Source organism: Pontibacter sp. E15-1 (assembly GCF_022601975.1).
Lineage (GTDB): Bacteria > Bacteroidota > Bacteroidia > Cytophagales > Hymenobacteraceae > Pontibacter.
Window position 1 is genome coordinate 110,314 of sequence record NZ_JAKVIR010000014.1, and the last position, 19,778, is coordinate 130,091.

Annotated in this window: 16 protein-coding genes; 6 read left to right on the forward strand and 10 right to left on the reverse strand. The window is 56.7% G+C overall.

Features of this window, described 5'->3' with window-relative positions; translation table 11 throughout:
* The first annotated feature begins 28 nt into the window (after nucleotides 1–28).
* Together MKJ04_RS11580 and rfbC are read left to right on the forward strand one after the other, a co-directional pair.
* Nucleotides 29–1,138: a glycosyltransferase family 4 protein gene (locus MKJ04_RS11580; RefSeq protein ID WP_241641801.1), complete on the forward strand. Its 1,110-nt coding sequence runs from the start codon at nucleotides 29–31 to the stop codon at nucleotides 1,136–1,138.
* Nucleotides 1,139–1,264: 126 nt separating this feature from the next.
* A complete protein-coding gene (rfbC, locus tag MKJ04_RS11585) occupies nucleotides 1,265–1,807 on the forward strand; it encodes a dTDP-4-dehydrorhamnose 3,5-epimerase (protein ID WP_241641802.1) in 543 nt (180 codons plus the stop codon).
* Between the two features lie 120 nt (nucleotides 1,808–1,927).
* On the opposite strand, the gene MKJ04_RS11590 is transcribed toward rfbC, so the two are convergent.
* A complete protein-coding gene (locus MKJ04_RS11590) occupies nucleotides 1,928–3,214 on the reverse strand; it encodes a UDP-N-acetylmuramoyl-tripeptide--D-alanyl-D-alanine ligase (protein WP_241641803.1) in 1,287 nt (428 codons plus the stop codon).
* A gap of 331 nt (nucleotides 3,215–3,545) precedes the next feature.
* Between MKJ04_RS11590 and MKJ04_RS11595 the strand changes: the two genes are divergently transcribed.
* Both MKJ04_RS11595 and MKJ04_RS11600 read left to right on the forward strand, forming a co-directional pair.
* Nucleotides 3,546–5,780 (forward strand): T9SS type A sorting domain-containing protein, encoded by a 2,235-nt coding sequence (locus tag MKJ04_RS11595; RefSeq protein WP_241641804.1) that lies wholly within the window; start codon nucleotides 3,546–3,548, stop codon nucleotides 5,778–5,780.
* 29 nt (nucleotides 5,781–5,809) lie between these two features.
* Nucleotides 5,810–6,166 carry a hypothetical protein gene (locus MKJ04_RS11600; RefSeq protein WP_241641805.1) on the forward strand — a complete coding sequence of 119 codons (357 nt, stop codon included), beginning with the start codon at nucleotides 5,810–5,812 and terminating at the stop codon, nucleotides 6,164–6,166.
* Between the two features lie 20 nt (nucleotides 6,167–6,186).
* On the opposite strand, the gene MKJ04_RS11605 is transcribed toward MKJ04_RS11600, so the two are convergent.
* The 9 genes from MKJ04_RS11605 to mfd form a co-directional block, all read right to left on the reverse strand.
* Complete coding sequence (locus tag MKJ04_RS11605; protein ID WP_241641806.1) at nucleotides 6,187–6,960, reverse strand: amidohydrolase; 774 nt, start codon at nucleotides 6,958–6,960, stop codon at nucleotides 6,187–6,189.
* 87 nt (nucleotides 6,961–7,047) lie between these two features.
* On the reverse strand, nucleotides 7,048–8,196 hold the full coding sequence (locus MKJ04_RS11610; protein ID WP_241641807.1) for a pyridoxal phosphate-dependent aminotransferase: 1,149 nt from the start codon (nucleotides 8,194–8,196) through the stop codon (nucleotides 7,048–7,050).
* Nucleotides 8,197–8,247: 51 nt separating this feature from the next.
* On the reverse strand, nucleotides 8,248–8,835 hold the full coding sequence (locus MKJ04_RS11615) for a uracil-DNA glycosylase family protein (protein ID WP_241641808.1): 588 nt from the start codon (nucleotides 8,833–8,835) through the stop codon (nucleotides 8,248–8,250).
* A 248-nt stretch (nucleotides 8,836–9,083) separates the two neighbouring features.
* Nucleotides 9,084–9,545 (reverse strand): hypothetical protein, encoded by a 462-nt coding sequence (locus MKJ04_RS11620; RefSeq protein ID WP_241641809.1) that lies wholly within the window; start codon nucleotides 9,543–9,545, stop codon nucleotides 9,084–9,086.
* Nucleotides 9,546–9,740: 195 nt separating this feature from the next.
* Complete coding sequence (locus tag MKJ04_RS11625) at nucleotides 9,741–10,520, reverse strand: hypothetical protein (RefSeq protein WP_241641810.1); 780 nt, start codon at nucleotides 10,518–10,520, stop codon at nucleotides 9,741–9,743.
* Nucleotides 10,521–10,845: 325 nt separating this feature from the next.
* Entirely contained in the window at nucleotides 10,846–11,253 is a 408-nt protein-coding gene (locus MKJ04_RS11630) for a response regulator (protein ID WP_241641811.1), read from the reverse strand.
* Between the two features lie 27 nt (nucleotides 11,254–11,280).
* Complete coding sequence (locus tag MKJ04_RS11635) at nucleotides 11,281–13,569, reverse strand: PAS domain-containing protein (protein WP_241641812.1); 2,289 nt, start codon at nucleotides 13,567–13,569, stop codon at nucleotides 11,281–11,283.
* Between the two features lie 142 nt (nucleotides 13,570–13,711).
* Complete coding sequence (locus MKJ04_RS11640; protein WP_241641813.1) at nucleotides 13,712–15,325, reverse strand: PAS domain-containing protein; 1,614 nt, start codon at nucleotides 15,323–15,325, stop codon at nucleotides 13,712–13,714.
* Nucleotides 15,326–15,457: 132 nt separating this feature from the next.
* Nucleotides 15,458–18,835 carry a transcription-repair coupling factor gene (gene mfd, locus MKJ04_RS11645; protein WP_241641814.1) on the reverse strand — a complete coding sequence of 1,126 codons (3,378 nt, stop codon included), beginning with the start codon at nucleotides 18,833–18,835 and terminating at the stop codon, nucleotides 15,458–15,460.
* A gap of 274 nt (nucleotides 18,836–19,109) precedes the next feature.
* Here mfd and MKJ04_RS11650 point away from each other — a divergent pair, with 274 nt between their 5' ends.
* A complete protein-coding gene (locus MKJ04_RS11650) occupies nucleotides 19,110–19,349 on the forward strand; it encodes a hypothetical protein (RefSeq protein WP_241641815.1) in 240 nt (79 codons plus the stop codon).
* On the forward strand, nucleotides 19,350–19,682 hold the full coding sequence (locus tag MKJ04_RS11655) for a type II toxin-antitoxin system RelE/ParE family toxin (protein WP_241641816.1): 333 nt from the start codon (nucleotides 19,350–19,352) through the stop codon (nucleotides 19,680–19,682). It abuts the gene before it with no gap.
* The last annotated feature ends 96 nt before the right edge of the window (nucleotides 19,683–19,778 follow it).

A 19,778-nucleotide genomic window follows, 5' to 3' on the forward strand; every position in this document is an offset into this window, starting at 1 on the left:
ACCACTCAGAGAACAGGGTTGCCCCTTTATGCGCATAGCCATTGTTATCAACACTTCCTGGAATATCTATAACTTCCGCATGAGCCTGATCAAGGCCCTGCTGGCGGAGGGGCATGAGGTGGTGGCCATCGCGCCCCGGGATGCGTATTCTGAGCGCCTGGTAGCGGCCGGGTGCCGTTTTGTGCCGGTGCAAATGGAGAAAGGCACCAACCCGTTCACAGACCTCCGGCTCATCTGGCGCCTGTACAAAACCTATCGGCAGGTGCGGCCGCAGGTGCTGCTGCACTATACCATCAAGCCGAACATCTATGGGGCAGTGGCGGCGCACTGGGCCGGTATACCTGCCATCAACAATGTGTCGGGGCTGGGCACGGTGTTTATCACACGGGATTATATCTCCAGCATTGCGCTGCGCCTCTATAAAATGACGTTCCGCTATCCGGCTAAAGTCTTTTTCCAGAACCAGGACGACCGCAGGCTGTTTTTGCGCAACAACCTGGTGCGCCCCGATATTACGGAGGTGCTGCCCGGGTCCGGGATAAACCTGCAGGAATTTGTGCCCGACAGGGAGTTCAAACGGCACGAGCCCTTCACTTTCCTGATGGTGGCGCGGGTGCTGTACGACAAGGGTATCGCGGAGTTCGTGCGGGCCTGCAAGCTGGTGCAAGGGAAGTATCCGCAGGTCAGGTGCCAGTTGCTGGGGCAGGTGGATGAGCAGAGCCGGTCGGGCGTGCGGCGGCGGCAACTGGAAGCATGGCTGGCCTCCGGCGTGCTAGAATACCTCGGCACGACCGATGCGGTGGCCAACGTGGTGCGCCACGCGGACTGCGTGGTGCTGCCCTCATACCGCGAAGGCACGCCGCGCACCCTGCTGGAGGCCGCTGCCATGGGCAAGCCCCTGATCGCGACCAACGTGCCGGGCTGCAGGGAGGTGGTGCAGCATGGGATTAATGGCTATCTTTGCCGCGTGCGCAGCGCAGACGACCTGGCCGATAAAATGGTGCAGATGCTGCAGCGAAGCGACGGCGAGTTGAAAAAAATGGGCGAAGCCAGCCGGCAGTTAGCGGCCACCCGCTTCGACGACCGCATCGTGATCGGAAAATACCTGCAAGCGATACAGACAATTTTGAATGACTGACTTTTGAATAAATGAATACAGAACTTGATTCCTCAAATTCAATTATTCAAAATTCAGTTATCCAAAATTCATATATAAACCCGGAGCAGAGAGAGCTTCGCCTAAAACAGACCAACAGAGACAAACATGGAACATAATCTTTTCCACATCGAAGGCCTTATTGAGTTTTTGCCGCGCGTTTTCAGAGACGACCGGGGGTATTTTTTAGAGACCTTCAGCATGAAGTGGTTCGAGCTCTTTGGCAAGCAGCCCGCTTTTGTGCAGGACAACCAGTCGGTTTCGGGGAAGGGTGTGCTGCGCGGGCTGCATTTTCAGAAGCCTCCGCACGCGCAGGCCAAACTGGTGCGCGTTACCACGGGCAAAGCGCTGGATGTGGCCGTGGACCTGCGCAAGGGTTCCGCTACGTTTGGCCAGCATGTGGCCTGCGTGCTGGATGCGGGAAAGCACAACGTGTTCTTTATACCGGAGGGCTTTGCGCATGGCTTTGTAGCGCTGGAAGACAACACGACCTTCCTTTACAAGTGCACCGATTTCTATGCCCCTGCCACAGAGGGAGGCATCCTCTGGAACGACCCGGCCCTGGGCATCGACTGGGGTATAGACGCCCCGCTGGTCTCGCCAAAAGACGAGGTACTGCCGCATCTGAGCCATTTTGACTCGCCGTTTTAATATCGACACAAGTAGTACGACACACGTATCGCGACAAGAAACCCGGGGCAGCTTACTTTCTACGCGAATGGAAAAGAGACGCAAAATTTTGCGTCTCTTTTCCATTCGCGTAGTGTTGTTTTACAGCTCCTCCACTAGCGTTTCCAGGCCCATGCCGCGCGAGCCTTTCACGAGCACATAGCTCTCCGCCACCGGGTGCTCCTGCAGCCACTGCTGCAACGCATTCTTCGTCTCAAAGTACAGGAAGTCGTTGCTTACTGCCGCGGCATGGCGCATGTCCTGGCCACACAGCAGCACCGCATCGAAGGGCTGCTCCGCCACGGCCTCTCCCAAGGCACGGTGCTCAGCGGCGCTCTCTTCGCCCATCTCAAACATGTCGCCGAGTATCACCACCTTTCGGGGGGCGCGCATCGCCCCGAAGTTGCGAACGGCGGCAGCCATCGAGGTTGGGTTGGCATTGTAAGCGTCCAGGATAATCGTGTTACTGCCTTTCTGCAGTACCTGCGAGCGGTTGTTCTCGGGGCTATACCCGGCAATTGCTGCGTTTGCCTCTTGCAGCGGCACGCCAAAATACTTGCCGATACAGGCCGCCGCCGCCATGTTCTCATAGTTGTAGCTGCCTACCAACTGGGTCTGCACCTCGTTCCCCGCCTCATCGCGGTATACCACGTATGGCGAGGCCTCCAGCAGCTCACTGTGGTAGTAGTCGCCGGGGGCTGGATACGTGACTTTGTGTTCGATACGGCGGCTCATGCGCATCAGGTGCTCGTTTCCGGTGTTGATGAACACGGTGCCGCCTGCGTTGAGCAGATGCATGTATAACTCGCTCTTGCCACGCGCCACGCCCTCCAAACTGCCGAAGCCCTCGAGGTGCGCCTTGCCGATGTTGGTGATCAGGCCGTGGGTGGGCTGCGCGATGCTGCAGAGCAGGGCGATTTCCCCGATGTGGTTGGCGCCCATCTCGATGATGGCCATCTCATGCTCCGGGGTTATGCGCAGCAGCGTGAGCGGCACGCCGATATGGTTGTTCAGGTTGCCTTGGGTATACAGCGTGTTAAACTTCCGGCTCAGCACGGCATAGATCAACTCTTTGGATGTTGTCTTGCCGTTAGAGCCTGTTATACCTACGACCGGTATACTCAGCTGCTGGCGGTGGTGCCGGGCCAGTTCCTGCAGCGCCTGCAGGGTGTCGTCCACCACAAGCACATTGTCTGCCGCCAGGGCGGGGTCGTCTACCACAGCGTATTTTGCCCCTTTCTCCAGCGCGGCCACGGCAAACTTTGCCCCTTTAAAATTCGGGCCGTTCAGGGCAAAAAACAGGCTCTGCTCTTGGGTGGCGCGGGAGTCGGTGCTGACGTGGCGGCACTCCAGGTACTTTTGGTATAAGTAGGCGATGTTGTTCTGCATGAAATGCGTAATTTTAACTTCGGTGATACACGTTTGGCAAGGCGTCCGTTCTTAGAGCATGTTTAAAATTCATATTTGGGCTGCAAATTGTTCATAAAGGAACCTGACTTCACCTTTTTATCGCCCCATAGCGCTGCTATGCGGCTCAAAAAACGCTTCGCCAGAACCCTTCCTGAACAACTTTCGCTTCCAAAAACGAAATTTAAACATGCTCTTAAAAGAGTGGGCCCTCCACAGTGGCAATATACATTCAAAACCTTAAAAGCTATAGCCCTGTGGGAGTCGCTGTCTAAATAAAGCACTGGCCTGGCAGCCGCCTCAGCTCTTTACCATGAAGAAGTACCTCTCCCTTTTATGCCTTACATTTTGCACCCTGGCAGCAGCTGTAGCCCAGCAACAGGAGCCGTTCAAGTTCCGGTTCCGGCACGATGTGCCTGTGGCAGCGCCAGGCAAGCCACTGTCTGCCCCCTGGAGCGGTGGCCTCAACACCCCGCAGTTTTCCACCATCGACCTGAACAAGGATGGGCAGGAGGATCTTTTTATCTTCGACAGGCAACTGCAAAAAGTGTATACCTGGCTGGCCGTGCAGCAAAACGGGAAGTGGCAGTATCAGTATGCACCTGCGTATGAGGTGTTTTTCCCGGCGGAGCTGGAGAGCTGGGTGCTGCTGCGCGACTACAATTGCGACGGCCTGAAGGATATTTTCACCAGCAGCCCGCTCGGCATCAAGGTATACAGGCAGGAGGCAGCCACGCAGGGGCAACTGCAGTTTTCGCTCGCGGAAGAGGCGCTGTTTTATAACAACAATCATATAAACTTGCAGATGCTGAGTGTTGATATCCCTGCCATCACAGACATTGATAACGACGGCGATCTGGATGTGCTGATCGCAGAGTTTTCCGGAGGCTATACCCTGGAGCTTTACCGCAACCAACAGGCCGAGGAGAACCTGGCGTGCGGCACCCTGCAGTTTGTGCAGCAGACCAACTGGTGGGGCAGAATTACGGAGTGCACTGGCTGCAACAACTACCTGTTTAGCGCTTTCTGCCGGGTGGCGGCACCGCAGCATACCGGCCACGACGGCTCCGCGCTGCTATTGTTAGATATGAACGCCGATGGCGACAAGGATCTGGTGATGAGCGGCGTGCAGTGCAATAATCTAGTGCTGATGGAAAACGAAGGCACCGTTGAAAATGCGGAGATGACCAGCTTTCTGCCTGCCTTCCCGGCGGCTACCCCCGTGGCGTTTACGGGTTTCCCGGCAGCATACTACGAGGATGTTACCTTTGACGGCATACCGGATATGCTCGTGGCACCCCAGGCAGCGCAGGGTATCGTGCAGGGAGTGAACTATGAGAATTCGACCTGGCTTTACCGTAACGCAGGCGCAGCCAACCAGCCCGAATTCCAGTTTATACAGGACGATTTCCTGCAGGGGCAGATGATAGACGTGGGCGATGGGGCTTTTCCTGCCTTCGCCGATATCGACGCCGATGGCGACCTGGATATGCTGGTCGGCAACGTGGCCGCGCCGCATGGGAATATGTATAGCGCCTCGCTGCGCTTTTACCGCAATACCGGCACCTCCACTTCTCCCGCCTTCGCGGTAGAAGACTACGATTACCTGGGCCTGCAGCAGGCGAATCTTTTCAACCTGAAGCCTGCCTTTGCCGATATAAACGGCGACGGTGCCACAGACCTGGTGCTGACGTATAAAACCGCGCAAGCCAACTCCACCCGCATCAGTTTTATACCTAACAAAGCTACCAAAGGCCAGCGGGCGCAGTATGATTTTAAGGACGTGCAGCAGCTGCAGGCCATTTCCGAAAATGCCGCGTCCGCTTTGGTAGACGCCGACACTGATGGCGACCTGGACCTGCTGCTGGGCAAAAGCGACGGCAGCCTGCTCTTTTACCGCAATACCGGTACAATGGCGGCACCTGTGTTTACAGAAGAAATCGCCTCCTTCGGGGATGTGACACAAGATTATGCGCGCCGCTTTTTATACCCTGCCACCGCCGACGTAGACGGCGACGGTATACCTGATTTGCTGACTACAGACGAAAGCGGCACCCTGCGTGTATACCGCAATATAGCGGCCGCTTTACAGGGCGATGCGTTAACCGCTGAAACAGAAGTGCTGGAGAACGAGCTGCTGGGCGCCACTCAGGCAACGCGTTTCGGCAAAGGACAGAGCATCACAACGGCTGCGTTAGGGGGAGAAAACACGCTATACCTTGTCATCGGCACGCAGGGCGGCGGGTTATACCTGCTGGAGCAGGTAAGCGGCAACACCGGCGCACTCCCCGCGCCAGAAGCTGCCCTGACGCTGGCGGTGTATCCGAACCCGGCCGACAGGGGCGCCGTCGCCGTGGCGCGGATGGACGCATCTGAGCCGGTGGTGCTACAGGTATATGACGCCATCGGCAGACAGGTATACCGCAGCTCCGGCACCCATACCCGTAGCCATACCATGCCGCTGCAGCGTCTGCGGGCCGGCATATACATCGTCAGGGCCACCTCCGAAGACGGCAGGCATGTTTCAGGCAAGTTGATGGTATGGTAAAGCAGGCATTCCTCTATCTTGATCTGACAATGGCTGCTGCTTATCGCAAGGGATTGCCGGAGAAGGTGCAGCAAATCTTGCCAGAGGCGGCTGTGCTGGATGTGGATTCGACTTCAGGCGAACTGGTATTGCACTATGCTCTGCGTCTGCTCCGCGAAAGTGAAAAGGCTGTGGTATATATAAAAGCTGACGCTACGGTAACAGGTTTCGGAGGCATCCTGCCGCTCTTGGAGGAGTTGTTTGATGGGAACGAACAGCGGCTTATACTGCTGTCCGGCGATTACCCGCGTCTCCTGCGCATGTTGCAGGCGCGCCCGCAGGTGCAGTTTGCGCAGGTAAACGAGCAAGACGCGCTGGAGGCGGTAAAGCAGTTTCTGGAAGAATAGCCTTTTTTTACTTGCAGAAATTACAGCAGCTTAAACCCATCCGCGTCCAGGTGGGCGGGGAAGGCTTCCCGGAAATCTACTAGCTCCTGCTTGCGCAGCGTAAGGGTATGGATGCCCTCCGTGTGGCTCGTCTCCAGGAGGTGGTGCCCTTTGGGATGTATAATGGCAGAGTCGCCGGCATACGGGTGGCTGTTGCCGTCGGTGCCCACGCGGTTTACCCCCACCACATACGTTACGTTTTCGATGGCGCGGGCCTGCAGCAGCGTGCGCCAGGCCAGGCTGCGCACCTGCGGCCAGTTGGCCACATACAGCAGCAGATCGTAACCGCTGCCTATGTTGCGGCTCCATACCGGGAACCGGAGGTCGTAGCACACCAGCGGGCAGACGTTCCAGCCCTTCAGGTCCACCACCAGCCGCTCTTTGCCCGCCGCGTAGGTATGGTGTTCCCGGGCCATCCGGAAGAGGTGCCGCTTATTGTATGTTTGGTAACTGCCGTCGGGGCGCACCCAGTACAGGCGGTTGTAGTATTGCCCGTTTTCCTGCACCATCACGCTGCCGGTCAGCACGGCCTGGTGCCGCTGCGCCTCTTGCTGCATCCAAGATAAGGTAGGCCCAGCCGCAACTTCTGCCAGAGAACTTGCCTCCATACTGAAACCGGTCGTGAACATCTCGGGCAGCACGATCAGGTCGGTATGCGGCGCGGCCGCGGCCAGCTTTTCCGAGAACATGGCGCGGTTGGCCTCCGCATCCTGCCAGTGCAATGGCGTCTGAACGATAGTGACTCTCAAGTCCATACGTGGTTGTTGTTTTTTGATGATCGTGTTTTGAAGGAGGTATAAACTGAAGGATTCCCTGCTTTGGGTCCTGCTGGCGCAAACTTACTATAGCCGCGCCAGCCTTTCGGCGGCGACACGCAGCGTCTCCTCATTCTTTGCGAAGCAGAAGCGCAGGTACTTGTGGTCTGTTTTCTCGTGGTAGAACGCCGAGACCGGTATGGCCGCCACGCCCGTTTCTTTGGTCAGGCGCTTTGCAAATTCCAGATCCGGCTCCGCAGAGATTCGGGTATACCGCGCCAACTGAAAATACGTGCCCGCCGAAGGGATGATCTCGAACCTGGAGTCCTGCATGCGCTCATTGAAGAAGTCGCGCCTGGCCTGGTAGAAGTCGGGCAGTTGCAGGTAGTGCGCTTCCTCTTCCATAAAGTCGGCAATGGCCATCTGCAGCGGCGTGGGGGTGCAAAAGGTGATGAACTGATGCATTTTGCGCAGCTCTGCGGTAAGCGGGGCGGGGGCCACCGCGTACCCTACCTTCCAGCCGGTGGTATGGTAGGTCTTCCCGAAGGAGGAGATTACGATGCTCCGTTTCCGCAGGTGGGGGTGCTGCAGGGCACTGTAATGCTGCTGCCCGTCAAACACCATGTGCTCATATACCTCATCGCTGATCACCAGGATGTCTGTTCCCTCCAGCAGGTTGGCCAGCGTGTCCATGTCTTGTTTTGTGATGATCGCGCCAGTGGGGTTGTGGGGCGTGTTGATGATCAGCAGGCGGGTGCGGGAAGAAACGCACCGTTTCAGCTGGTCCCAGTCGATGCGGAAGTCGGGCAGAGTGAGCGGAACGTAAATCGGAGAGCCGCCGCACAACCTGATCACCGGGGCATAGGAGTCGTAGCAGGGTTCGAGCAGCACGACCTCATCGCCTGTTTTCACGGTGGCCGTGATGGCGGCATACAGGGCCTCCGTCGCCCCGGCTGTCACGGTTACTTCCGTGTCGGCATCGGGCCGGTAGCCATACATCCGCTCCGTTTTCCGACTGATATTCTCGCGCAGCTTAGGCACTCCGGCCATCGGGGCATACTGGTTAAAGCCCTGGCGCATGTATGAGTCCACCAGGTCGATCAGCGGCCGCAGGCAGTTAAAATCCGGGAAGCCCTGGGAGAGGTTAATGGCCCCGTGCTTATTTGCCAGCGCCGACATCACCGTGAAGATGCTCGTGCCTATGTCCGGGAGTTTGCTCGAAGGATAGTTGATCATAAGGGGAGTGGCTTGTTGAAGGGGTAGTATGATGCAACGGGAAACAATGCGTTAGGTTTTTGAGAGCACCCCTGCCACCAGCTGCTGCAACGCCGGAACCGCATCGGCCTCGAACCAGGGGTTTCGCCGGAGCCAAAACTGGTTGCGTGGCGACGGGTGGGGTATGGGCATGTACTGCGGGAGGTAACCGTGCCAGTTGGCCACTGTCTCCGTGAGGGTAGCCTTGGCGGCAGCGCCCAGAAAATGCTCCTGCGCATACTTCCCAATTAGAAGCGTGAGCTGTATATGCGGCAGCAGGGCAAGCAACTGATGGTGCCAGTGGCGGGCACACTCCGGGCGGGGCGGCAGGTCGCCGCTTTTTCCTTTGCCCGGATAGCAGAAACCCATCGGGATGATTGCAATCCGGGCGGCGTCGTAAAAGGTGTCCGGCTCCAGGCCGAGCCATTGCCGCAGGCGCTTGCCGCTTTGGTCGTCCCAGGGGATGCCGCTGGCGTGCACCCGGGTGCCGGGCGCCTGCCCCACAATCAGGAGCCTGGCACTGGCACTGGCGTGCAGCACGGGGCGCGGGCCCAGTGGCAGGTGTTCTTCGCAAAGGCGGCAGGCCCTGACCTGTTGCAGCAAATTCTCTAAATCAGGCATCGTTCTGCAAAGATATGGCGAATGGCGTATCGAGGTGGCATGCAGCACTTGCCTCAAGAGTAGCGAACTCTATATAAACATAGACGAGCAATTCCTGCTCATGCGGTAGTCAGGACCCTTGGCGCGAGGCGCTGAATGGTAGCGTGCCTGACGCCTCGCCGATTAAGGGAGATGGAGGGGTATGGCGTAACACAACGAAAGCCGGATATTCCCGGCTTTTGGTGTGTTCATACAGTTGGTTGGCGAAACTACTGGCGGTTTCTGTCTCTGTCTCTTTCCCTTTCTTCCCAATACTGATCATCGTCAGGTATACCGCGCCTGCGGCGGCGGCTGTCGTCGGGGTGCTGTATAGACTCGTCTTGCTGCCAGCGGTCTTCTGCGCGCTGGTTGTCGCTATCAAAGTTTATGTCGCGCTGGCGCCAGGACGTATCGTGGTGGCGTTGCGGCTCCTGATGGCGCGAGGAATACGGCCTGCGCTGGTTTGGCAGCCACTCCTCCCATTGGTGCTGGAAGCGCTCGCTTCGTTCGTTGTGTCCAGCGTTACGGGGTTGCCATTCGTGCTGGTGCAGATTTAGCGGCCGGACAGGCTCTCCCCACCGGCTTTTAAAGTCGTTGAAGTAGCGTCCGTCCTCAAAGTTCTCTTGCTGCTCCCGGCGGTGGCGCAGGTCCCGGTGGTGCGGGTGTCGTGGGTCATTTTCGTCGTGATGCATGGTTTGTGTCGTTAATATGAATGTATTGCTCTGGAGCGTGGTATAAATATGTACGCGGTGAGTATCAGTATGTTCGCACAGAGCCAGAACCGGAAGTTACAAAAAAACGAAGCCAACTGCAAGAATCGGCTTCGTTTTCTGCTACCCTGAATGGGTATACTACCAAACCAAACCGGTTTGGGCTTTGCGGTTATTCTAGCGGCGGTCGCGTCCTTTGTCCGACTCGTCGGCCCAGCGCGGGCCGCCCTCATGGCCTCTGTCGAAGTCGCGGTCACGGTAATTCTCGAAGCCATACCGCTTATGCGAGTCCACGCGGTCGGCGTTAGACTGGTAGCGGGGGCGCGGCTGGTAGTTGCGGTCGTCTGAGTGCCAGATGTCGTTCCAGGTGTCCTTTACCCGGTTCATGATACCGCGGTCGTCGTGCTGGCGGTTGTGGCGGCGCTCGTCTGCCCTGTCGGGGGTATAGCGGTTCTCCGAATACCAGTTGTGCGAGCCGCTGCCGTAGCGGAAATCGTCCTCCTTGTAACGGCTTCCGCTGCCTGGTCCCTCGCGCCACGGATCATTCTGATAGCCGCTCACGTCATTTTGGTTTCCCTGCGGTGCGCCTCCGGGAGTTTGCGGCCTGCGCATGTTGTGGATTTCCTCGTGCTGATAGTGGGCGCGGCCATGGTCGCCGTGATCTATAAACGAGCGCTCGTTGCGGTATGAGCTATCGGAGCGGCTGCCGTAATGGTCTTTCAGATGAGCGTTCTGCCCCTGGTTGTAGCTGCCACTGCGGCGGTTCTCCTCCTGGGGGCGTCTGTCGCTGCCCTGGTCCTGCGCGCCGCGTGGGCTGGGGCCTGTATGGAAGAAATTGCCTTCATCCCATTTCCGGTCATGGTCGCGGCGCTTTGCATAGCGCTGGTTGCTGCCCTGTTCGTGGCCTCCCTCCGGGTTGTCGTTTTGGTTTCTGTTTTTATATGGATTGTATGCCATAGCTTTGTGTCGGTTTAGGTGGTACAACTTATCCCCACCCCTTAGAGCATGTTTAAAATTCATCTTTTGGGCTGCAAATTGTTCATAAAGGAACCTGACTTCACCTTTTTATCACCCCATAGCGCTGCTATGCGGCTCAAAAAACGCTTCGCCAGAACCCTTCCTGAACAATTTTCGCTTCCAAAAACGAAATTTAAATATGCTCTTAGGCGGGATTTATGTTTACGGGATCGGGAGGGCGTTAGTTAAGCTGTGACTGGGGGTATAAACACAGCGGCACCCCCATTGCCGGGGGTGCCGCTGTCACGATGCGTAGGGGTATACCCTAAAAGTATGTCTGCATAATCTCGCGCACATCCGTGTCCGTCAGGGGCTTGGAGTAATGCTGGCGCACATCCGGGAAATTCTTCAGCTTTTCGAGGTCGTAAAAACTGGCCGAGGAGGTGAGCATCAGCATCACGGTGCCGTCCTTGTCGGCCTCGGGCACTTTCCTGTACTCCTCCAGAAACTCAAAGCCATCCATACCCGACATCTTGATGTCCACAAAAATGAGGTTGGGGCGCGGGTAGTCCTTGTCACCGGCAAAAGCCTTGTTCAAATAACCCAGGGCTTCCTCGCCATCCGTCACGATGCGCACATCCGAGGCTATCTCCATGCGCGAGATCAGGCGGTGGTTCAGGTAGTTGGTCGTGTCGTCGTCGTCGATCAGGAGAACCGTGTTCAGTTGTTTCATTGTCTCTTCATTTACGTACTGGCAAAGCTACTGCTTTTTCTGCTTAAAATATAGGTAGAAGGTAGTGCCTTCGTCGGGGTTGCTATCGATGTTGATGTAACCGCCGTGGTTGGTCAGGAGCCTGTTCACGATGTACAGCCCCAGCCCCGAGCCGCTCACGTGGTTATGGAAGCGCTTGAACATCTGGAACAGCTTGCTCTGGTGTTTGTTCATGTCGATTCCGAGTCCGTTGTCTTTCACCTCCAGCTCCACATAATCGCCTTTCAGCTGGGTGCGCAGGCGCAGCTCCGGGGGGCGGTTGGGTATGCGGTACTTGATGCCGTTGCTGATGAGGTTGAAGAGAATGCTGTTCAGGTTTGCCCTGGTGAACTGCAGCGAAGGCACCGCTGCAAAGTCAAGCTCGATGCGCGCCTCTGTCTCCTGGATCATGTCCTGAAGGCTGAGCAGCACCTCCTCGGCCAGGCTTTTCAGGTCAACCGACTCCAGTTTGTGGCTGCGTGTCCGCTGCACCCGCACCACATCCGTGAGGTCCTGTATGGTGTTGTGGATTTGCTGCAGCGCCTTGTCAAACATCTCCATCATTTTCGGTGCCTCCGGATCGGAGAACACGGCCGTGCGCATGAGCTCGGCATAGATCCCGGCCATGTTGATGATGGGCAGCTTGAGGTCGTGGGAGGCAGAATACACGAAGCTGTCGAGGTCGTGGTTGATGCGCTCCAGCTCCAGATTCTTCTCTACCAGCTCTTCCTCTGCTTTCTTGTGGTCCTCAATGTCGGTGCAGGTGCCAAACCACTTCACGATGGCGCCCTCGGCGTTGCGCATGGGCAGTGCCCGCGCCATGTGCCACCTGTGGCTGTCGGAGTTAACGTTGCGCAGGGGCACCTCCATATAGTATGGCTCCCCGGAAGAGATGGAGGTGCGCCAGGAGTCTATAAACCGCTGGCGGTAGTCTGGGTGGATGGCGGGCAGCCAGCCTTGTTCCTGGGTTTGCTGGGCAGACATGCCGGAGTAATCATACCAGCGCTGGTTCACGTAGTCGGCGTCGCCGCTCGGTCTGGCGCTCCACACGATCTGCGGGATAGACTCTGCCAGGAACTGGAATCTCTCGTTGATCTCCTGCATCGCCAGCAGCATCTGCTTCTGGTTCTCAATGTCTGTCTGCGTGCCAATCCAGTGGGTAATCTGGTCCTGCTCATCGCGTATGGGCACGGCGCGCACCAGGAACCAGCGGTACAGACCGTCCAGGGCCGACTTCCAGCGGCACTCCGTCACGAAGGTCTGCCCCTGGGCCAAAGCCTCGTCCCATGCCTGTAGCGTTGTGGCGGCATCGTCGGGGTGCAGCAGGTGGCTTATGTTATAGTCTGCAAGGTCTTGGTGGGAGGTGCCGGTATACGTGTGCCAGCTTTGGTTTCCGTAATCTATCCTGCCGTTGGGCTGGGCCGTCCACGTCATCAGGGGGAGCGACTCCAGCAGCGTTCTGGACCAGGCCAGGCTTTCCTGGAGTTGCTGCTCGTGCTGGCGGCGGGCGGTTATGTCCAGCATGGCCCCCACCATCCGGATTGGCTTGCCGGCGGCGTCGCGGATCACGCTGCCCTTGTCATATATTACTTTATAGGAACCGTCGGCACCGCGGAACCGGTATTCGCCTTCCCAGTAGTTCGTGTTGCCGTCAATCACCTTGTGTATGGAGGTGTGTATGCGCACCGCGTCCTCGGGGTGTATAAAATCTGTCCAGGAGGTGATGGTCATACCGGCCTTTGTGGGGTAGCCGAAAAGCTTCCGGTAGCCATCGTTCCACCAAATGGAGTCGTTGCGCAGGTTCCAGTCCCAGATCACGTCGTTGCTGGCCATGGCAATGCGCTGGAAACGCTCTGTGCTCTCCTGCTTTTCCTGCTCGGCCATAACCTGGCTGGTCACCTCGCGCACCTCGTGTATGATGTACTGCACCGCTCCGGCCGCGTCCAGCGCGGGCGTGCTGCTGATGTGCCAGTACCGGCTTTCGTAGCTGCCATCCTGGCTAATCAGGTCGTAGCGCTGCGCGCGGAGCTCGTGCGGCTCCCTGTGCGTGAGCACGTGCTGCAGCGAGGCCTCCACGCTTGCCCTGGATTTCAGCTCGTGGGCATCAGGATTTTCGGGGAATGAGTCGAACAGATTCCTGCCAACAAGTTGCGCTCGCGTAGACTGTGTGACTTTCAGGTACTGATCGCTGGCAGCCAGTACGATTAATTCTGGCGACAGGATGATGTATAATCCGGGTAGTAACTGAAAGAGGTTCTTGAAGTCTAGCGCAATTGGCCTTGCAGGAGCATTTTCCATAAGTATAATTTCCTGATAACAGGTATCGGGGAAGTGGTCTAACGTAAATATACCAGATTAGGGGCCGGATATATAGACCGCGGGCTGAATTTTGTGGCGTGCCCGCCGGATTTCCTCCGAAACAGCCACCGCCGTGGAAGCGTTACCGCTGCCGCAGCTCATTGGCGAGCTGCTCGGCTTTCTTCTTTGCCTCGACCAGCTCCGTCACTTCCAACGCCGAGATCAGGATGCCCGTAGTGGACCCGTTTTCCGCAAAAGGCTGGTATTTGAAGTTAAAATAAGCCTCGTGTGCCTTGCCATCCCCGCCGATAGGGTCAACCTTGGTCATAAACTCGTTTATCTGCACCGTGTCTCCCTGCTGGTATACCTGATCCAGCAGGTCGTTGAAGCCGAGGGGCAGCAGCTCAGGCCATATCTCGTGGGCCGGGTGGCCCAGGTAATTCCGGTTTCCGTAGAGGTGGTATATGCCGGGGGTTACGTAGCTACAGATATGCTCCGGCCCTTCGAGCAGGCAGAGTTGCACCGGCGAGAGCTCCAGGATTTTCTTCAACTGCTGGTCTTTCGGCCATACCCTCTTCAGCGACTGCCGTTGGTCCTCGATGTCGGTATAGGTGCAGATCCACAGCTTTACCTTGCCCGCAACGTCAAACATCGGGACGCTGCGGCGCAGAAAAGTGCGGTATGCGCCGTCTGCCGCGTTGCGGATGCGTAACTCCATCTCGTGTGAGTGCCCCTCGCGGGCTGCCTCATGCCAGCTAATGAGGGCATCTGACGAGTCGTCGGGGTGCACCACATGGACCCAGCCATCGGTCTGTCCGGGCTTCATGCCGGTATAGCTGTACCAGTTGTCGTTGAAATACAGGGTCTTCCCGTCGGCGTCGGCGGTGCTGGCCATGTGGGGCAGGTTCTCAAGCAGGTGCCGGAAGCGGGCGTCGCTCTCCTGCAGGTCCTTCTTCAGCCGCTTGCTTTCCGAAATGTCAATCATGGAGCCAAAGGTGCGGATGGCCTTGCCCTGCTCATTATACACGATATAGCTTTGGTCTAGCACATGGGCATACGTGCCGTTTGCCTTCTTTAGTCGGTACTCGCCGGTCCAGAATTTCTCACCCGCCGCCAAGGCGTCTGCCATGCTTTGCCGCACGGCCTTCAGGTCGTCTGGGTGCACGCACTTGTCCCACGCGTCGCCCACCATCTCTTCGGGGGTATAGCCAAACAGCTCCTGCAGCCCCTTTCCCCAAATCAGGTCGTCACCTAGAATATCATACTCCCAGGCCACCGCATGCAGGGAGTCGGACAGCATGTCTATCCACTGGCTGTTTTGCTGGCTGATGCGCTCCTGCAGCATGTGCGATGTAATGTCCTGGGTCTCGTGCAGAATGTAGACGATTTCCCCCTCGCTGTTCAGCAGTGGGATGTTCACTGTCCGCCAGAACATTTTCCTGAAGCCGCCGCCCTGCGCCAGCGGCACATCAAACCGTAGAACGGGCATGGTATGGGCCTCTTTGTGCTGCAGCACATGGCGCAATGAGGCCTCGAGATCCTGCTTCGCGAGGCTGTTGGATTCGTCCGGGTTGTCGGGGAAGGTGTCGAGAATGTGCTTCCCTACTACGTCCCCGATAGCAAAGTTAGACGTCTGCGCATACCGCTCCGTAGCGTCCAGAATAACCAGGTCAGGGGAAAGGAGCAAGTACAGCCCCGGCAATGCCCTGAAAACCAAGGCAAAGTCAGGAGAAAGCAGATGTTTGGTTTGTAGCATATCGGTAAAACAGAAAACCAAGCTAAATGATTTATAAATTAAATAAAAAATAGCTAAAGTGCAATTTGTTATACGTCGTTCTACTTAAATTTAAAGTTGTTACACTGATGCGGTACTTCTTTTCACCCCTTTTTATGCCTGCGCCGAAGACAGCTCTTTCACTCCAAAACCCTCAAACACCTCCTTTGCCTCGCGCAGATTCCGGATGTCTTCCACAATCACGATCAGCTTATGCTTGGCCTCCTTCAGGCGCGAGCGGCGGGAGTGCTGCTGCACGTACTTGAGGATGTTGCCGAAAGCATCCGACTGAAAGTACTTGTCGTTGTTCTCGCTGGAAAGGTAGCCCTTCATCACCTCTTTTTTGATGGTCAGCTTCTCGAAGCCGAGCTGCTGTGCCTGCCAGCGCAGTTTTACGATTTCCACCAGTTGCTGCACGGCCTCCGGCAGCGGCCCGAAACGGTCCACGATGCTTGCCCGGAGCGTCTCCAGGTCGTCCAGGTCCTTGGTGCTGTCGAGCTTGCTGTAGAGGTTGAGGCGCTCGGAGATGTTGCTCACATACCAGTCCGGTATCAGCACCTCCATGTCGGTTTCGATCGAGCACTCGCGCACCGGCTCGATAAACTGCTCCAGGTTGTCGCCCAGAAACAGCTCCCTGAACTCAGTTTCTTTCAGCTCTTTGATGGCGTCGTCGAGAATCTGGTGGTACATCTCAAAGCCCAGATCGGTGATGAAGCCGCTTTGCTCGCCGCCCAGCAGGTTGCCGGCCCCCCGGATGTCGAGGTCGCGCATCGCGATCTTGAAGCCTTCGCCCAGGTCTGAGAACTCCTCCAGCGTGCTCAGGCGCTTGCGGGCATCGGAAGGGAGGCCAGCCACAGGCGGCGTGAGCAGGTAGCAATAGGCTTTTTTGTTGGATCGGCCCACGCGGCCACGCATCTGGTGCAGGTCGGAGAGGCCGAACATGTGCGCCCGGTTGATAATGATGGTATTGGCGTTCTCAATGTCTAGGCCCGACTCGATGATGTTGGTGGATACCAGCACGTCGTAGTCGCCGTTCACGAACTTCATCATGCGCTTCTCCAGCTTCTCCGGCTCCATCTGGCCGTGGGCGTAAGTAACTTTCGCATCGGGCACCAGGCGCAGGATCATGGCGGCAACCTCCTCAATGTCCTTTACTCGGTTGTGCACGAAAAACACCTGGCCGTGGCGCTTCATCTCGTATACCACGGCATCGCGGATCAGGGCCTCGTCGAACACATGCAGCTCTGTTTTAACCGGCTGTCGGTTGGGCGGCGGCGTGCCAATCACGCTCAGGTCGCGGGCGCCCATCAGCGAGAAGTGCAGCGTGCGCGGAATAGGGGTGGCAGTGAGCGTGAGCGTGTCCACGTTCACCTTCATCTCCTTCAGCTTGTCCTTGGTCTTCACCCCGAACTTCTGCTCCTCGTCAATGATCATCAGGCCGAGGTCCTTGAACTTCACGTCCTTGCTCACGATGCGGTGCGTGCCGATCAGGATGTCTACCTTGCCCTCGGCCACGCGCTTCAGGGTGTCCTTGGTGTCTTTGGTCGTTTTAAAGCGGTTGATATAGTCCACGGTAACCGGGAACTGCTCGAGGCGCTGATGGAACGTGCGGTAATGCTGCATGGCCAGGATGGTGGTGGGCACCAGCATAGCGACCTGCTTTCCGTCGCAGGCGGCTTTGAAGGCGGCGCGTATGGCTACCTCGGTCTTGCCAAAGCCCACGTCGCCGCACACGAGGCGGTCCATCGGGTGGGGCAACTCCATGTCGGCTTTCACGTCTTCGGTGGCCTTGCCCTGGTCGGGGGTGTCCTCATATATAAACGACGACTCCAGCTCGGCCTGCAAAAATCCGTCGCGGGTATAGGCATAGCCCGGTGCGGCCTTGCGCTTGGCATACAGGCTGATCAGCTCCAAGGCGATGTCCTTTACCTTGCTCTTTACCTTCTTCTTCTTGTTCTCCCACTCCGGCGAGCCCAGTTTGCTCATGCTCGGTGGGCCGCCCTCTTTGCCGCTGTACTTGCTTATTTTGTGCAGCGAGTGGATACTGACATACAGCAGGTCGTCGTCGCGGTATACCAACCGGATGGCTTCCTGCAGGCGGCCGCCCACTTCCACTTTCTCGAGACCCGCAAAGCGCCCGATGCCGTAGTCCACGTGCGTCACGTAGTCGCCGGGCTGCAGCGAGCGCAGCTCTTTCAGCGTCATGGCCTTGGTCTTGGAATGTCCTTCCTTGGCCTTGTGCTGGTAGAAACGGTCGAACAGCTGGTGATCGGTATAGCAGGTTATTTTCAGGGTCTGGTCGATGAAGCCCTCGCGCAGCGAAACCGGCAAATGCTGGAAACGCACGTCGTGGTCCAGTTCATCGAAGATCATGGTGAGGCGGTTGATCTGGCGCGGCGAGTCGGTGGCGATGATGTTCGCAAAGCCGTCGCCCTGCTGCTCGTGCAGGTCTTTTACCAGCCGCTTAAAGTCTTTGTTGAACGAGGGCTGCGGCTTTACCTGCATCTGGATAACCTCGGCGCTTTTGAAATGGAAGCGCTTGCCGATCTCCACAATGTTATAGTCATTAAGTAGCTTTTTGAACTGCTTCTGCGTCTGGAACAGCTGCTCGGGGTCCGACACGATCTGGGTGCCGCCGCTGCCAGCCATCATCTTCTCAAACGCCTGCGAGGCCTTATCGAAATACTCCTCGATCACGTCCAGCGTCAGGCGGATGTCCTTGAACCAGATGTTGGTGTTGTCGGGCAGGTAATCCAGGAACGCCTCGCGGGTTTCCTGCAGCAGCTTGGTCTGCACGTTGGGGATAATGGAGATGGCCTTCTTCGTCTCCACCGACAGCTGCGTGTCGGGGTCGAAAGTGCGGATGCTCTCGATCTCATCCCCGAAAAGCTCGATGCGGTAGGGCAGGTCGTTGGCGTAGGAGTATACATCCACGATGCCGCCGCGCACCGCGTACTGGCCCGCCTCATACACAAACTCGGTGCGCTCAAAGCCATACTCGGCCAGCATCTCGCTCAGGAAGTTGGTGTCGAGTTTCTCGCCCACCTTCGCGCCCAGTGTGTTCTCGACCAACGATTTTTTGTTGATCACCTTTTCGGTCAGCGCCTCCGGGTAGGTCACGATCAGCTCGCCTTTGCCGGTTTTCTGGTTGAGGCGGTTGAGCACCTCGGCGCGCATGAGTATGTTGGCGTTCTCGGTGTCGTCGAAACTGTAGGGGCGCTTATACGATGTCGGGAACAGCAGGACCTCCTTCTCGTCGCCGAGCAGGTTCTTGAGGTCGGTATAAAAATAAGCCGCCTCCTCCCGGTCGTGCATCACGAAGAGCTGATGCTGCTGGTTCAGGGTATAAATCGCAGAAGCCAGCACAGCATCCAGGCTCCCGGCAAGGCCCTTCAGTTGCAGGCGGTATTTGGTATTGGCTTTCAGCCGTTCGGCGATGGTCTGCACCACGCTGTCGAGGCGGTACAGCTCTAAGAAATCTTTAACTTTCAAGGTATTCGATTTTTAAGGCACAGGTATCCCGGCAAAAAACGCAAAATAGCCTTAAGCCATACCTATGAAAATAGCTAAGCCTAAAGCGCTCCTGAACTAGCGTGTTCTGTTGGTTATAGTTCTTCGCTACAAAGATACTACAAGTTAGCGTTTTATCAGAACCGGAAGCGCGGGGAGAAGGTTGCGAAACACAGCAGCTGAAAATAGTAGGCTTGCGTTAAATAAGATTGTATATTGTTATAGTGAAAGGAAGGTAACCTTAAAGTTTACAAGTATGAATGTGCAGTTTGTGTCGGACGAAAGAGGTGAAATCACGGCTGTTCAGATTCCGATTGAGGCATGGCGGGAAATTGAGCGCAAGATAAAGGCGGTTGATGCCAGCGAGTGGCAGGGCGTTTCGAACGAGGAGATAGCCGCCATTGAGGCAGGAGACAGAGATTTTGCGGAAGGACGCACCCTGTCAAACGAAGAAGTATTGCTGAAAAGCCGGGCGTTAAGAAAGAAGCGCGCTTAAATGCCTGAGAAGGAAAAAGCTGTTATATGGTCTGAAAGGGCCACCAATGAATACTTGGCGACACTTGATTATATTGCACAGGAGTGGGGCAGCGCAGCGGCAGAGAAGTTTGAAAGCGCCATTTTCGGCACGGTGGAACGTATCGCACGTCATCCGGCCCAGTTTCCGCTGGTAAATTCTAAAAGGGCGATAAGAAAGGCTATTGCCACTTCTCAAAATTCTATCTTTTTTCGGGAGAAGGAGACGCATGTCGAAATACTATCATTTAGTTTAAACAGTAGGAGAATCCCATGCCGCAAGTTTAGCGCCAGCGCAACTTGTGGCTTACTGTGACGCCAGTTTGTAACTGGCGTTATACTCATTCCTAGAGTTTATACCCATCTCTGCACTTGCATCAGTTATAAACTGGCTATAATGTCCACCGGCGAT